At 72.0% G+C, this 15270-nt stretch carries 14 protein-coding genes; 9 read left to right on the top strand and 5 right to left on the bottom strand.

Annotated elements, in window-relative coordinates; all coding sequences use genetic code 11:
* Nucleotides 1–186 precede the first annotated feature (186 nt).
* The 6 genes from ACZ470_RS19615 to ACZ470_RS19590 all read left to right on the top strand — a co-directional run bounded on the left by ACZ470_RS19615 (nt 187) and on the right by ACZ470_RS19590 (nt 7537).
* On the top strand, nt 187–942 hold the full coding sequence (locus ACZ470_RS19615; protein WP_468428743.1) for a response regulator transcription factor: 756 nt from the start codon (nt 187–189) through the stop codon (nt 940–942).
* Between the two features lie 42 nt (nt 943–984).
* Complete coding sequence (locus tag ACZ470_RS19610; protein WP_468428742.1) at nt 985–2007, top strand: LacI family DNA-binding transcriptional regulator; 1023 nt, start codon at nt 985–987, stop codon at nt 2005–2007.
* A gap of 113 nt (nt 2008–2120) precedes the next feature.
* Nucleotides 2121–3131 (top strand): S1C family serine protease, encoded by a 1011-nt coding sequence (locus ACZ470_RS19605; protein WP_468428740.1) that lies wholly within the window; start codon nt 2121–2123, stop codon nt 3129–3131.
* A gap of 69 nt (nt 3132–3200) precedes the next feature.
* A complete protein-coding gene (locus tag ACZ470_RS19600) occupies nt 3201–3935 on the top strand; it encodes a response regulator transcription factor (protein ID WP_468428738.1) in 735 nt (244 codons plus the stop codon).
* Complete coding sequence (locus tag ACZ470_RS19595) at nt 3932–5392, top strand: sensor histidine kinase (RefSeq protein ID WP_468428736.1); 1461 nt, start codon at nt 3932–3934, stop codon at nt 5390–5392. The genes ACZ470_RS19600 and ACZ470_RS19595 overlap by 4 nt, the downstream gene beginning before the upstream one ends.
* 81 nt (nt 5393–5473) lie before the next feature.
* The gene (locus ACZ470_RS19590) at nt 5474–7537 is read left to right on the top strand and encodes a pectinesterase family protein (RefSeq protein WP_468428735.1); all 2064 of its coding nucleotides are present in this window, start codon (nt 5474–5476) and stop codon (nt 7535–7537) included.
* 22 nt (nt 7538–7559) lie between these two features.
* Here ACZ470_RS19590 and ACZ470_RS19585 read toward each other — a convergent pair whose 3' ends face one another.
* A complete protein-coding gene (locus ACZ470_RS19585) occupies nt 7560–8243 on the bottom strand; it encodes a TetR/AcrR family transcriptional regulator (protein ID WP_468428734.1) in 684 nt (227 codons plus the stop codon).
* Between the two features lie 141 nt (nt 8244–8384).
* On the opposite strand from ACZ470_RS19585, the gene ACZ470_RS19580 reads away from it, so the two are divergent.
* Entirely contained in the window at nt 8385–9023 is a 639-nt protein-coding gene (locus tag ACZ470_RS19580) for an NAD(P)H-binding protein (protein ID WP_468429199.1), read from the top strand.
* Between the two features lie 21 nt (nt 9024–9044).
* Complete coding sequence (locus ACZ470_RS19575; protein WP_037930945.1) at nt 9045–9224, top strand: DUF1737 domain-containing protein; 180 nt, start codon at nt 9045–9047, stop codon at nt 9222–9224.
* Nucleotides 9225–9293: 69 nt separating this feature from the next.
* On the opposite strand, the gene ACZ470_RS19570 is transcribed toward ACZ470_RS19575, so the two are convergent.
* Complete coding sequence (locus ACZ470_RS19570; RefSeq protein WP_468428732.1) at nt 9294–11114, bottom strand: bifunctional metallophosphatase/5'-nucleotidase; 1821 nt, start codon at nt 11112–11114, stop codon at nt 9294–9296.
* Between the two features lie 157 nt (nt 11115–11271).
* On the opposite strand from ACZ470_RS19570, the gene mshD reads away from it, so the two are divergent.
* Entirely contained in the window at nt 11272–12198 is a 927-nt protein-coding gene (gene mshD, locus ACZ470_RS19565; protein ID WP_468428731.1) for a mycothiol synthase, read from the top strand.
* On the opposite strand, the gene ACZ470_RS19560 is transcribed toward mshD, so the two are convergent.
* From ACZ470_RS19560 to ACZ470_RS19550, 3 genes are read right to left on the bottom strand one after another with little or no spacing between them, the layout of a single operon-like run.
* Nucleotides 12158–12841, bottom strand: coding sequence for an ABC transporter (locus tag ACZ470_RS19560; protein WP_468428730.1), 684 nt, complete (start codon nt 12839–12841; stop codon nt 12158–12160). The two genes, mshD and ACZ470_RS19560, sit on opposite strands and share 41 nt — an antisense overlap.
* Nucleotides 12838–14361 (bottom strand): ABC transporter permease, encoded by a 1524-nt coding sequence (locus ACZ470_RS19555; RefSeq protein ID WP_468428729.1) that lies wholly within the window; start codon nt 14359–14361, stop codon nt 12838–12840. Before ACZ470_RS19555 ends, ACZ470_RS19560 begins: the two co-directional genes overlap by 4 nt.
* Nucleotides 14358–15224, bottom strand: coding sequence for an ABC transporter ATP-binding protein (locus ACZ470_RS19550; protein WP_468428727.1), 867 nt, complete (start codon nt 15222–15224; stop codon nt 14358–14360). The genes ACZ470_RS19555 and ACZ470_RS19550 overlap by 4 nt, the downstream gene beginning before the upstream one ends.
* Nucleotides 15225–15270 lie beyond the last annotated feature (46 nt).

Here is a 15270-nt window from a genome sequence, read left to right as displayed (position 1 = left end):
CGGGTCCTTTTGTGCTTTCGGAAGCGTTGTATACGACGCGGGAAACCGCACGTGTACGGGGCCGTCGAACGCACGCAGCAATGCCGTAAACGTCCTCGCAGGGACCGAGGAGGAACCAGACGTTATGGGCGAGCGAACCGTGCACGAGCGAACGACGACGACCCCGATCGGGGCAGGTGAGGGGCGATGAGCTCACTGCTGCTCCTGACCAACGCGCTCCAGCCGTCGACGGAGGTGCTCCCCGCCCTCGGCCTGCTGCTGCACAACGTGCGGGTGGCCCCGGCGGAGGGCCCGGCCCTCGTCGACACCCCCGGCGCCGACGTCATCCTGGTCGACGGCCGACGCGATCTCCCGCAGGTCCGCAGCCTCTGCCAGCTGCTGCGCTCCACCGGCCCCGGCTGCCCCCTCGTCCTGGTGGTGACCGAGGGCGGTCTGGCGGCCGTCACCGCGGACTGGGGCATCGACGACGTCCTCCTGGACACCGCGGGCCCGGCGGAGGTCGAGGCGCGCCTGCGCCTGGCGATGGGCCGCCAGCAGATCGTCAACGACGACTCCCCGATGGAGATCCGTAACGGTGATCTCTCGGTCGACGAGGCGACGTACTCCGCGAAACTCAAGGGCCGGGTCCTCGACCTCACCTTCAAGGAATTCGAACTGCTGAAATACCTCGCCCAGCACCCCGGCCGGGTCTTCACCCGCGCCCAGCTGCTCCAGGAGGTCTGGGGTTACGACTACTTCGGCGGCACCCGCACGGTGGACGTGCACGTACGACGGCTGCGCGCCAAGCTCGGCCCCGAGCACGAGTCACTGATCGGCACCGTCCGGAACGTCGGCTATCGGTTCGTTACTCCGGAAAAGCCCGAGAAGCTGGAGCGCGCCGCGGAGGACGCCAAGCCCAAGAGCAAGGCGGACAGCGCGCAAGCGGAGTCATCCAAGGTGTGATACGCCCTGCCCGGAGCGGATCCATCCGCGTAGACTCCGCGCGTGGCCAAGGTGACTAGGGATGATGTGGCGCGACTGGCGGGGACTTCCACCGCCGTCGTCAGCTATGTCATCAACAACGGACCCCGGCCGGTCGCCCCGGCCACGCGCGAGCGCGTCCTCGCCGCGATCAAGGAGCTGGGGTACCGGCCGGACCGGGTCGCGCAGGCGATGGCCTCGCGGCGCACGGACCTCATAGGCCTGATCATCCCGGACGCCCGCCAGCCCTTCTTCGGGGAGATGGCGCACGCGGTCGAGCAGGCCGCCTCCGAGCGCGGAAAGATGGTCCTGGTCGGCAACACCGACTACATCGCCGAGCGCGAGGTCCACTATCTGCGGGCCTTCCTCGGCATGCGGGTCTCGGGCCTGATCCTGGTCAGCCACGCGCTGAACGACCTGGCCGCCGCGGAGATAGAGGCGTGGGACGCCCGGGTCGTGCTGCTGCACGAGCGCCCGGAGGCGATCGACGACGTGGCCGTCGTCACGGACGACCTCGGCGGCGCCCAGCTCGCCGTACGCCATCTGCTGGAACACGGCAACGAGTACGTGGCCTGTGTCGGCGGCACCGCGGAGACCCCCGCGGTCGGCGACCCGGTCTCCGACCACGTCGAGGGCTGGCGGCGCGCGATGGCGGAGGCCGGCCTCACGACCAAGGGACGGCTCTTCGAGGCCCCGTACAACCGCTACGACGCCTACCGCGTCGGCCTGGACATCCTCTCCGGCCCGGACCGCCCGCCCGCGATCTTCTGCTCCACCGACGACCAGGCGATCGGCGTCCTGCGTGCCGCGCGGGAGCTGCGCATCGACGTGCCGGGGGAGCTCGCGGTCGTCGGGTTCGACGACATCAAGGAGGCGGCGCTCACCGATCCGCCGATGACCACGGTCGCCTCCGACCGTCCGGCGATGGCCCGCGCGGCGGTCGACCTGGTCCTCGACGACGGACTGCGGGTGGCGGGCTCGCGCCGCGAACGGCTGAAGGTGTTCCCGTCCCGCCTGGTCGTCCGCAGCTCCTGCGGCTGCGCGTAATCAAGCCCGAACGAAGCCGATCGCCGGGCCTTTATATCGGGCATACGAGGTTCTGTCGGGCTTCTCAGCGCTCACTCAGGATGCTCTCATCGTCGGGCGCGAGGCTCATGCTCATGACCGAGAGCCCGCGCCCCAGCGGCGAGTACGAGAGCCCCGCCCAGGTGAACCCCGAGTGGCCGCCGCCCCCGCCGGCGTACGCGCCGTCCCAGCAGCCGCCCGACGAGCCCCCGCAGAGGTCCCCGCGGAAGCGCACCCGCGGCCCGGCGGCCCTGCTCGCCGCCGTGGCGATCGTCGCGGCGGCCGTGGGCGGCGGCACCGCCTACGGCGTGCAGGAGCTGACCGGCAACGACACGGTCGCCTCGTCGAGCTCCACCAGCACCGACGTCGTGCCGTCGAGCCAGAAGGGCACGGTGGCCGGCGTCGCCAAGGCGGTCGGCCCGAGCATCGTCGAGATCAACGCGACCTCCAACGCCGGGTCCTCCACCGGCTCCGGTGTGATCATCACCTCCGACGGTGAGATCGTCACCAACAACCACGTCGTCGCCGGGGCCTCCTCGATCAAGGTGAGCACCGACGACGGCACAACGTACTCCGCGGAGATCGTCGGCACCGACAGCTCCAAGGACCTGGCGCTGATCAAGCTGCGGGACGCCTCCGGGCTGCCGGCGGCCACCCTCGGCGACTCCGACGGCGTGCAGGTCGGCGACCAGGTCGTGGCGATCGGCTCCCCCGAGGGCCTCACCGGCACGGTGACCAGCGGCATCGTCTCGGCCCTCGACCGTGACGTGACCGTCTCGACGGACGAGAGCCAGGGCCGGCAGCAGGGGCAGCCGGACGGCGGCTGGCCGTTCGAGTACGAGGGCCGGGAGTTCAACGGCGACACCGGCAGCTCCACGACCACCTACAAGGCGCTCCAGACCGACGCGTCCCTGAACCCGGGCAACTCCGGCGGCGCGCTGATCGACATGAACGGCAACATCATCGGCATCAACTCGGCGATGTACTCGGCGAGCGGCACCGGCTCGTCCTCGTCCGACGCGGGCAGCGTGGGCCTGGGCTTCGCCATCCCGATCAACACGGTCAAGTCGGACCTGCCCGCGCTGCGCTCCGGCTCCACGAACTGACGCCCGGCCCGCGAAACGTGCGAGTCTGAAGACCCGAAACCGCAGAAAAGCCGTGAGGAATCCCGAGCCATGAGCCCCGCAGACGGCGACCGTGACCCCCAGCGCATCCTGATCGTCGACGACGAGCCGGCGGTGCGTGAAGCGCTCCAGCGCAGCCTGGCCTTCGAGGGGTACGACACCGAGGTCGCCGTCGACGGCGCGGACGCCCTGGAGAAGGCGGCGGCGTACCGGCCCGACCTGGTCGTCCTCGACATCCAGATGCCCCGCATGGACGGGCTGACCGCCGCCCGCCGCATCCGCGCCACCGGCGACACCACACCCGTCCTGATGCTGACCGCGCGGGACACCGTGGGCGACCGGGTGACCGGGCTGGACGCGGGCGCCGACGACTACCTGGTCAAACCGTTCGAGCTGGACGAGCTGTTCGCCCGTATCCGCGCCCTGCTGCGCCGCAGCTCGTACGCGGCTGCGGTGGCCGCCTCCGCCGAGTCCGGTGACGTCCTCACCTTCGCCGACCTGCGCATGGACCTGGCGACCCGTGAGGTCGCGCGGGGCGGCCGGCCGGTGGAGCTGACCCGTACGGAGTTCACGCTCCTTGAGATGTTCATGGCGCACCCGCGCCAGGTGCTCACCCGTGAGCAGATCCTGAAGGCGGTCTGGGGCTTCGACTTCGAGCCCTCGTCCAACTCGCTCGACGTGTACGTCATGTACCTGCGCCGCAAGACCGAGGCGGGCGGCGAGCCGCGCCTGGTGCACACGGTGCGGGGGGTGGGGTACGTACTGCGGCAGGGCGGCGCGGAGTGACGGGGCTGGTCCGCCGGTTCCGCTCGCTCCCCATCCGGGCGCGGCTGTCCCTGCTGGTGGCGGCGGCGGTGGCGTTCGCGGTGGCGGCGGTGTCGGTGACGTGCTGGTTCGTCGTGCGGGACAAGCTGTACGACGCGGTCGACGACGATCTTCAGTCGTCGGTCATCGAGCTCGAGCCGGCGGAATTCCGGCAGCTCACCGACCCCTGCGTCCAGGAGCCCTCCGACACGAGCACCATCGCCCCGCCTCCCAGCAAGCAGTACGCCCAGCTGGTGCGCTCGGACGGCAGGGTGTGCGTGCTCCCGTACTCCGCGGCCGCGGTCGACGTCACGAGCCGCGACAAGGGGGTGGCCGAGAACCCCGACCCGGGCGCCGGCGTCTTCCGCGACGGCCGCGACAGCGACGGCGAGCTGGTCCGCGTGCTGACGACGGCCGTCACCATCAAGACCGGGCCGCTGGGCCGGGGGGTGGCCCAGGACTACGCGCTCGTCGTCGCCCTGCCCCTCGACAACACCCGGTCCACGCTCAACGAGCTGGCCCTGCTGCTGCTCCTCGTCTCCGGAGTCGGCGTGCTCGGCGCCGCCGCCGCCGGTCTCGCGGTGGCCCGCGCCGGACTGCGTCCCGTGGACAAGCTCACCGAGGCCGTCGAACACGTCGCCCGTACCGAGGACCTCGGCGTGCGCATCCCCGTGGAGGACGAGTCGGAGGACGAGGTGGCCCGGCTGTCCCGCTCCTTCAACTCCATGACGTCCGCGCTCGCCAGCTCCCGCGACCTCCAGCAGCAGCTCATCGCGGACGCCGGCCACGAGCTGCGCACCCCGCTCACCTCCCTGCGCACCAACATCGAACTCCTCACCCGCAGCGAGGAGACGGGCCGCCCCATCCCGGAGGCCGACCGCAAGGCCCTGCTCGCCTCCGTGAAGGCGCAGATGACGGAACTGGCCGCGCTGATCGGCGACTTGCAGGAGCTGTCCCGCCCGGACACGGGCCAGCACGCGGGCCGCACCCAGATCGTCGCGTGGCAGGACGTCGTCGAGTCGGCGCTGCGCCGCGCCCGGCTGCGCGGTCCCGAGCTGACCATCACGGCGGAGGTCGACCCCTGGTACGTACGGGCGGAGCCGTCCGCGCTGGAGCGGGCGGTGGTCAACGTCCTGGACAACGCGGTGAAGTTCAGCCCGGAGGGCGGCACGATCGAGGTGCGCCTCGCGGACGGCATCCTCACCGTCCGCGACCACGGCCCCGGCATCCCCGCCGACGAACTCCCGTACGTCTTCGACCGCTTCTGGCGCTCCCCGAGCGCCCGCGCCCTTCCCGGCTCGGGCCTCGGCCTGTCGATCGTGGCCCGCACGGTCCAGCAGGCGGGCGGCGAGGTGTCCCTGACCCGGGCGGAGGGCGGCGGCACGACGGCCAGGCTCCGCCTGCCGGGCGCCCCGACCCCACCACCCGAGGTGCCGTAGGGGTTAGGGGCGGGCGGCAACCTTTCCGTGGTGGGCGGCGACCGATCGGCGTCCCCTCCCCCACACGGAACGGATCGCCGCATGAGCGAACACCGCAGCACGCCCCGTCACCGCAGGCCCCGCAGGCTCCTGGCGGTCGGCCTCCCGCTGGCCCTGGCGACCGCGGGAGCCCTGGCCCACGGCGCCTACCCGGGACTCCTGTCCCCCCAGTCCGCCTCCGCCGCGACGACCGCGGCCCCCGCCTGGGCCACCGCCACCGCCGACGGCTTCGCCTCCGTGAACGCGCTCGGCCAGAACGGCACGTACGGCGGCCGGGACGGCAGGACCGTCACCGTGCGGACGCAGGCCGACCTGGAGAAGTACGCCACGGCCGCCGAGCCCTACGTCATCGTCGTGGCCGGGACGATCACCATGAACCCGGTCGGCAAGGAGATCAAGGTCGCCTCCGACAAGACGATCGTCGGCGCCGGGACCTCCGGGCACATCGTCGGCGGGGGCTTCTTCCTCGGCCAGGGCGTGCACAACGTGATCATCCGCAATCTGACGATCCGGGACGCCTACCAGGGCGTCTGGAACGACAAGGAGCACGACTTCGACGCGGTCCAGATGGACGGCGCCCACCACGTGTGGATCGACCACAACGACCTGCGGCACATGGCGGACGGCCTGATCGACGTCCGCAAGGACAGCACGTACGTCACCGTGTCCTGGAACAAGCTGAGCGACAACAACAAGACGTTCGGCATCGGCTGGACCGAGAACGTCACGACGGACATCACGATCCACCACAACTGGTTCCGCGAGACCGAACAGCGCAACCCCTCCACGGACAACGCCGCCCACGCGCACCTCTACAACAACTTCCTCGAGGACGTCGCGAACACCGACATCACCTCCTCGTACGGCAACTACTCGCGCGGCGGCACCCGGATGGTCCTGGAGAACAGCTACTTCCAGGGCATGAGGAACCCGGTCATCAAGGACGCGACGGCGACGATCGTCCAGCGGGGCAACGTGTTCTCGGGCACGTCGGGCCGGAACGAGAGCGGCGGTACGGCCTTCGACCCGAAGACGTACTACGCGTACACGCTCGACAAGGCGGCGGACGTACCGGCGCTGCTCAGGTCGGGCACGGGCCCGCGCGCGTCCATCGGCACGACGGCGGTCTCCACGAAGGCCGCGGCGGCCACGACGCTCACGGTCGCCAAGGACGGCACCGGCCAGTACCGGACCGTCCAGGCGGCGGTGAACGCCGTACCCGCGAACAACGCCTCCCGCGTGGTGATCTCCATCAAGCCGGGCACGTACCGGGAGACGGTCAAGGTCCCGTCCAACAAGCCGCACGTCACCTTCCAGGGCACCGGCGGCAGCCGCAAGGACACGGTGATCGTCTTCAACAACGCGTCGGGGACGCCGAAGCCGGACGGATCGGGGAACTACGGCACCTCGGGCAGCGCGACGGTCGCCGTCGAGGCGGACGACTTCCAGGCGCGGAACCTGACGATCTCCAACGACTTCGACGAGCGCGCCAACCAGTCCCTCTCCGGCCACCAGGCGGTCGCCCTGCGCACGGCCGCCGACAGGATCTTCCTGGACGGCGTCATCGTGGAGGGCGACCAGGACACGCTCCTGCTGGACACGGCCGCCAAGGACAAACTGGGCCGGGTCCACGTCACCAACTCCTACGTCGTCGGCAACGTCGACTTCATCTTCGGCCGGGCGACCGCGGTGATCGACCGCTCGGTCATCACCCTGAAGAAGCGCTGGGACGGCACGTCGGCCGGCTATGTCACGGCCCCGAGCACGGCCGCGAACCGCAAGGGCATCCTGATCGCCAACTCGACGGTGAACGGTGACGTCGCCGACCGCACCTTCCACCTCGGCCGCCCGTGGCACGCCGGCGGCGACGCCTCCCTCGACCCGCAGACGACCGTCCGCAACACCACTCTCGGTGCGGCGATCCGCACCACGCCCTGGACCGACATGAGCGGCTTCTCCTGGAAGGAGGACCGCTTCGCCGAGTACCGGAACACGGGCCCGGGTTCCGGTCCGGCCGGCACCGACCGCCCGCACCTGACGGACGCCCAGGCGGCGGACCAGGAGATCGCGGACTGGCTGGCGGGCTGGACCCCCACGGCGTCCTGACCCGCTGCTCCTCGGCGTCCGTTCAGCCGGTCGGGGTCTCGTCCGGGTGGAGGGCGTCGAGGACGAGGGTGAGGCCGAAGGTGAACTCGTCGGCGTAGTCGTAGCCGGGCCTGAGGACGTGCTCGGTGGCCAGTTCGGTGAGGTGGGGGTAGGTGTCGGCGGGCATCTCGCGCACGATGGCGCCCGCGACCTCGTCCAGTTCCTCCGTGTCCCGGAACGGCAGGCTCGCCTCCTGGAGCGCGAAGCCGTAGAGGTAGCTGTCGATCAGCGAGATGGCGTGCGCGGTCATGGCGACGGAGAACCCCGCGGCACGCAAGGCCCCGATGACGGCGTCATGGTGACGCAGCGTCGCGGGGCCGGGCCGGGAGCGGGAGTCCATCAGGCCGATGGCCCACGGATGCCGCCGCAGCACGGCACGGGCGGACAGCGCGCGATGACGCATCGCGCTCTTCCAGTCCGTGTCGCGCGGCGGCAGGTCGATCTCGCCGAACACCGCGTCCACCATGCCGTCGAGGATGTCCTCCCTGCCCGCCACATGGTGGTAGAGCGACATCGCCTCGACGCCCAGGGACCCGGCGATGGCCCGCATGGTGAGCGCGGCCGACCCCTTCTCGTCCGCCAGCGTCACTGCCGTACGGATCACGCGCTCCCGGCTGAGCGGGGTGCGCTCCGACGACCCGCGCCTGCCCTTGGCTCCCTCGGGCATCCGCCCTCTCCCTCTCGCGTGCATTGACCACCTTATGATGTAAGGCTAGCGTGCCTTACAGCATAAGGCCGACGTTCGGCGGAGGGGGCTGTCGTGAAGAAGGTCTGCGTCATCGGGGCTTCGGGGAAGCTCGGGCAGTACATGGTCCGGCACGCGCTCGAGCGCGGTTACGAGGTGGTCGGCGTCTGCCGGGAGCGCAGCGTGCCGAAGCTGGCGGACCTCAAGGGCCGCATCACCGTCGTCCCCGGGCCCACGAACGATCCGGAGGTGATCCGGCGGGCGGTCGCCGGATGCGACGGGGTGCTGACGGTGCTGGTGCCCTGGGGCGTACGGCAGTACGCGTCCGGCACGGCGCAGGCGGTGCTCGACCACGCGCGGCCGGGCGCCCGTCTGGTCTTCTCCTGCGGCTGGCACATCACCCGCGACGGCAAGGACACGTACTCGCGGAAGTTCCTCCTGGGTGTCCGGGTCGCGACCGTACTCGCCAAGCTCTTCCGCGTGGTCGAGATCGACGACCAGGTGGAGGCGTGCCGGCGGGTGTTCGCCAGCGACACCGCGTGGACGGTGGTGCGCGGCAGCGACCTGGAGGAGGGCGAGAGCCAGGGCCTGCCCGTGTGGAGCCGGCATGTGGGCGACCCGGTACTGGCCAGCAACCTCACCCGCCGCGTGGACTTCGCGCTCTTCATGGTGGAGGCGCTCACCGACGACACGCTGATCCACGAGGCCCCGGCGATCGTCGGCCGCACCACACCCAGCGCCCTCGCCCACGGCGCCGGGTGAGCCGTGTGGCACGGTGGGCGCATGTCGACACCACCGGACGGGCTGCCCGTCTACCGCGTACTGACCGGACCCGATGACGCCGCGTTCTGCCGGCGGGTCAGCGAGGCGTTGGAGATGGGGTACAGGCTCCACGCGGGGCCTGCCGTCACCTTCGACGGGGAGCGGGTGATCGTCGCGCAGGCCGTCGTGTGGGGCGGGTAGGGAGCGAGCCGGGCATGCGGCGGGGCCGGTACGCGGCGGTGATCCGCCTCGTACCGGCCCCGTCCGTGGTCACTGCACGATGGTGATGCGGTCCGCCGCCGGCGGGGCGAGCGGGTTCGTGGCCGACGAGTTGGCCGTCAGGTACTGCTCCAGCGCCGTCAGGTCGTCCAGGCCGACCAGGTCGTTCGTGCCCTGGGCCAGTGTCGGGAAGTTGTCGCCGCCGCCCGCGAGGAAGCTGTTGGCGGCGACGCGGTAGGTGGCCGTCGGGTTGACCGGCTCGCCGTTGAGCCTGATGGACTCCGTGACGACGCGGTCGGCGCCCGTCTTGGTCAGGTCCAGGGTGTAGGTCAGTCCCGAGGAGATCTGAAGGATCTTCGGGGCCGCCGCGTTCGCGCCGCTCACCTGCTCCTTGAGCACCTGGATCACCTGGGCACCGGTGAGGTCCTGGAGGTTGACGGTGTTGGCGAAGGGCTGGACGTCGAAGCCCTCGGCGTAGGTCACCACGCCGTCGCCCTCACCGGCCTTGGCGGGGTAGGCCAGGGACGCGCGGATGCCGCCCGGGTTCATCAGGGCCAGGTCGGTCTCCGGGTCCAGCGCCTTGCCGTACGCCAGCTGCGCGTCGGCGATCAGGTCGCCGAGCGGGGACTCGGTGCCCTCGCGGGAGATCTCGCCGGAGATGTAGCCGATCGGACGGCCGCCGATGGGCGCGGCGAGCGTGTTCCACCTGTCGATCAGCGCGGTCATGTCGGGCGCCTTGGGGACGTCCCGGGTGACGACGTGGTTCGCGGACTTCACGGCCGTACGGGCGATGTCACCCGTCACGCGGTCGTAGGTCAGCGTGGTGTCGGTGTAGAGGCGGCCGAAGGACGCGGCCGAGGTGACCATGCGGGGCTTGCCCGCCGGGTCGGGGATCGTGCAGACGTACGCCGCGTGGGTGTGGCCGGTGACCAGCGCGTCCACCTGCGGCGTGATGTTCTTCGCGATGTCCGCGATCGGGCCGGAGATGCCGTCACCGGCGCCCGGGGAGTCGCAGTCGTAATTGTACGCCTGCGAGGCAGGGGCGCCGCCCTCGTGGATGAGCGCCACGATGGACTTCACGCCCTGCCGCTGGAGCTCCTTGGCGTACTTGTTGATCGTCTCGACCTCGTCCTTGAAGGTGAGGCCCCGCACGCCCTCCGCCGAGACGATGTCCGGGGTGCCCTCGAGGGTCACGCCGATGAAGCCGACCTTGACGCCCTGCTTCTTCCACACCCAGTACGGCTTGAGGACGGGCTTCTTCGTCTTCTCGTCCAGGACGTTCGCCGCCAGGTACGGGAAGTCGGCGCCCTCGAACTCCTCGTCGGTGTAGCAGCCCTCGGTCGGGTGGCAGCCGCCCTTCTGGAGGCGGCTCAGTTCCGCGGCGCCCTCGTCGAACTCGTGGTTGCCGACGGAGGTGACGTCCAGGTCGAGCTTGTTCAGCGCCTCGATGGTGGGCTCGTCGTGGAAGAGGCCCGAGATGAGCGGGGAGGCGCCGACCATGTCGCCGCCGGCCGCGGTGATGGAGTAGCGGTTGCCCTCACGCGCCTTGCGCAGGTGTGTGGCGAGGTACTCCACACCGCCCGCGTCGACGGTCTTCGTGGTTCCGTCCGGCTGGAGTTCGGTGACTCGGCCGGAGCTGCTCGCGGGCGGCTCCAGGTTGCCGTGCAGATCGTTGAAGGACAGCAGCTGGACGTCCTGGTAGCGGCCGGGGTGGTGGCCGTGCGACGTGCTCGCACCGCTCTCGCCCGCGCTCGCCGACCCGGGCAGCGCGGCGGCCAGCGCGCCGACGGTGAGCACACCGGCGGCAGTCGCGAGGAGACGGTTCGTACGGCGTCTGCGGCGCTGGTGGTGCGCCGGGGATGTGGCTGGCATGCGCCCCCCTGTGGGTCCGATTGGGTACCGGCGCAGCCTAGAGTCAACGCGCGTAGCGCGACAGGGTGTTCATGGTTACATCCTGGTTTATCTTTCGCTGACACCGCCGCTGTCCGATTTGCGGCACCCTCCGCGACCTCCCCGTACCCTCGTACGCATGACCAGCGACGACTTCGCACGGCCCGGCCGACCCCGCTCGCTCCAGACGTACGCCGCGCTCGGCCCCGAGCAGACCGAGGCGGTCCTCGACCTGCTCGCGGAGGCCGCCCGGACCGACGGGCAGCAGGCGGTGTCCGAGCAGGGGAGGTTGCAGCTGCGCGGCGGGGAGCGGGAGGGCGTCTCGCACCTGCTGCTCTCCGTCGGCGACGAACTCGTCGGGTACGCCCAGTTGGAGGACACCGATCCGGTGGAACCGCCCGCCGCCGAACTGGTCGTGCACCCCTCGCACCGCGGGAACGGGCACGGGCGGGCGCTCGGTTCGGCACTGCTCGCCGCCTCCGGGAAGCGGCTGCGGGTGTGGGCGCACGGCGGTCACTCCGCCGCCCGGCACCTCGCCCAGGTCCTCGGGCTGACGCTGTTCCGGGAACTGAGGCAGATGCGGCGCCCGTTGGCCGGCCTCGACCTGCCCGACCCGGTGCTCCCGGAGGGCGTGACCGTACGCACCTTCGTGCCCGGCCGGGACGACGCGGCCTGGCTCGCCCTGAACGCCGCCGCCTTCGCCCACCACCCCGAACAGGGCTCCCTCACCCAGCGCGACCTCGACGACCGCAAGGCCGAGCCGTGGTTCGACCCCGAGGGCTTCTTCCTCGCGGAACAGGGCGGCCGGCTCGTCGGCTTCCACTGGACCAAGGTGCACGCGGCGGAACGCGTCGGCGAGGTGTACGTCCTCGGGGTGAGCCCCGCCGCCCAGGGCGGCGGCCTCGGCAAGTCACTGACGACGATCGGCCTGCGGCACCTCGCGGGCAAGGGACTGCCGACCGCCATGCTCTACGTCGACGCCGACAACAAGGCGGCGGTGTCCGTCTACGAGCGGCTGGGCTTCGTCACGCACGAGACGGACCTGATGTACCGGACGGAGACCTGAGCCCGCGGAGCCCGGCGCGGCGGACGCGCTCCGTCGTGCACAGGGCTCCCAGGACCAGCACCGCGCACAGCAGCAGCGCCCAGCGGTCGTGGGAGAGCGCCCACTTCGGGTCGTCGGGCGTCACGAACAGCGCCCAGCTCCCCGGGCTGAACAGGGGCGCCAGGATCGCGGAGGCCAGCAGGAACCCGGCGACCGCCTGACCCGGCCGGGTGCCGTCCCCCCGGCGGATCGCGAACGCCGACCCCGTCAGGGCGAGGGCGAGGACCGTCGCCGCCTCGACGGTGACGTCGGCGGCCGGGGGGCGCAAGGACGCGGGGACGAGGAGGAGGGCCGCCGTCCACCACAGGGCGGCGACCGGGGCGACGAGGGCGAGGCGCAGTCCGTGGCGGACGGCGCGCCGGGTGGGGACGACGGCCGTGGTGTGCCGGGCGGGGTCGTCCAGCAGGAAGGCCGCGCCCAGCGCGAAGGCCACCGCGGACGCCCTCAGGGCGGTCAGCGCGAGCCAGTCGGTCGCGCCGTCGCCCCACATCCTCGGGCCGGCGGCGAGCAGCAGGCCCAGGCCGCCCCCCACCGCGATCGTCCGCCAGGGCACGGTCCGTGCCACCGGCCGGACCAGCACCGCACTCACCGCTCCGCCGCTCACCGGCACTCGTCCTCCTCCTCCGGGGTCTCCAGGCCCAGCACCCGCGCGACACGGTCCGTCGTCACCTTCGGGGCCGTCAGCTCGGCCCAGTTGGCCCGCACCTTCGCGGCGATCCCGTCCCGGGGCCGCTGGAGCAGCTCGCGCACCAGTTCCGTGTGCGCGGCGGTCATCCGGAGCGGCTCGGTCTGCGAGACGACGATCGCCGAGCCGGTGTCGCTGTCGTCGAGGCGGACGCGCCGCAGGTCGGCCATCGGATCGGGGCGGTCGGCGAGCGCCAGCCACATCACGGTGACCATCCGGCCGTCGCACATCGCGCCGACCGTCTCCTCCTTCCCCGTGACCAGCACACCGGCCACGGCGGCGGCGAACTCCGGGACCCGGTTGCCGCCCCAGGACGTGCCGACGGTCACCTCGCCCGGGCGGGCGGAGGGGGCGAGCGCCGCGTCTCCCTCCAGGCCGTAGCGCGCGTCGATCCGCTGCCGTACGACCAGCCGCCGGTCCCGCACGGGGGCGCCCGCGAGGGCACGTACGTCGTCCACGACCTCGGCCCAGTCGTCGGTGCGCGGGCCCCACTCCGGGAAGGCGCAGTACGTCGTGCCGTCCCGTTCGGCGCACCGCTGCTCCTTCTCCGGGGTGACCGAGACCCTCGTACGCGCCTCGGTCGTCTCCTGCGGCACGCCCCGGGACTGGCCCACCGCGCCCACCAGCGTCAGTGCCACCGCGCCGGCGGCACCCGCCCGGACGGTCCACAGCCGGGCGCCGCCGGAGAGCAGCACCGCCGGCAGGGCGGCGCTCAGCGCGAGGCCCGCGAGGTACAGGGCGTGCCAGGCGGCGGGGCGCCCGATCAGGTCGGAGGGCAGGGTCAGGGAACTGTTCTCCCCGACCGACGGCACCAGCCACCGGGTCCAGCCGTCGCCTCCGGTGCCGGCGCTGAACATGGAGAAGAGGAGCAGGAAGACGATCAGCAGCGGGGCCGCGAGGGGCGCGGCCACCAGCCGGGCCAGCAGCACGCCGAACGCCCCGAGCAGCAGCACGGACAGCGGTCCGACGAGGAGTTCGCCAGGCGAGCCGTGCCCGACGGCGCCCGGTTTGAGCGCCTCCCAGGTGAACTGGCCGGCCACGCACACCGCGGCGAGGAGCGTCACCGGGACGACGGACAGCAGATGCGCGACCGTACGGCGCCACGGCTGGACCACCAGCACGGCGAAGTGGCGGTCCGTGTCGTGCCGGCGCGAACGCAGCACCGCGTGGTTGGCGCACAGCAGCACCGCGAGGCCGACGAGGAGCGGCCCGCCCTGGGTGGCCCGGTCGGCGTCCTGGAGCGCGGGGAAGCCGTCGAACGAGTCACGGGTGCGCCACACGATCCAGGCGAGGTACACCGCGAAGGCGACGAGGACGGGCACCCGCAGCAGGAGTCTGCGCGCCTCGAAACCGGCGAGGGCGAACACCGCCGACCAGGCCGCGCGGGGCGCGGCCGTCACGACGGACGGGGCCGGCGTCGTTCCGGTCATCGTGGTCATGCCGTCACCTCCGTGTCCGCGCCGGCGCCGTCGAGGGTGAGCAGGTAGCCGTCCTCCAGGGTGGGTTCGAGCAGGTCCGCGCCGGCGGGCGGGTCGCCCACGTTGCGGAAGGTGCCGAGTCCGGTGCGCCAGCCCGCCTTCGCGCCGGGATCGCGTTCGGCGCTGCTCCACACCCGGCCCGCCGCCCGCGCGGTGAGCTCGGCGGGGGTGCCGTCGAAGCGGACGGTGCCGTCGGCCAGGACGACGACCCGGTGGCAGAGCATCGCCACGTCCTCGGTCTGGTGCGTGGACAGGAGCACCGTGCGGCCCTCGCCGGCCCGCGCGATCAACTCGCGGAAGCGCATCCGCTGTTCGGGGTCGAGGCCGACGGTGGGCTCGTCGAGGACGAGGAACGCGGGATCGCCGACGAGCGCGGCCGCCAGCGCCACCCGCTGCCGCATACCGCCGGACAGCTTCTTGATGCGCTTGCCGCGTACGTCGCCGAGGCCGGTCTCGTCCAGCACCCTGCGCACCTCACGGTGCCGGGCGGGGCGGTCGGTGAGCTCCTTGAGGATCGCCACGTAGTCGACGAACTCGAAGGCGGTGAAGTCGGGGTGGAAGCCGGGCGTCTGCGGCAGATAGCCGAGGCCGCGCCGGACCTCCTGCCGGCCGCGCGAGGTGCCCGGGTCGTGGCCGAGCACGGTGAAGGCACCCCGGTCGGGCGGTACGGCGGTGGCGAGCACCCGCAGCAGCGTGGTCTTGCCCGCGCCGTTGGGGCCCAGCAGCCCGGTGACACCGGCGGACAGCCGCAGCGACACGTCGTCGAGGGCACGGGTACCGCCGTAGTGGAGGCTCAGCCCGGAGGCGGAGACGGTGGGGGTCATACGGAACTCCCGTACAGGTAGGTGGAGTCGGGTGCGGACGGGGCCG

It is taken from the genome of Streptomyces sp. NPDC031111 (assembly GCF_055570675.1).
Note: the sequence above shows the minus strand (reverse complement) of the source record. Positions and strands in the feature narration are given on the sequence as shown.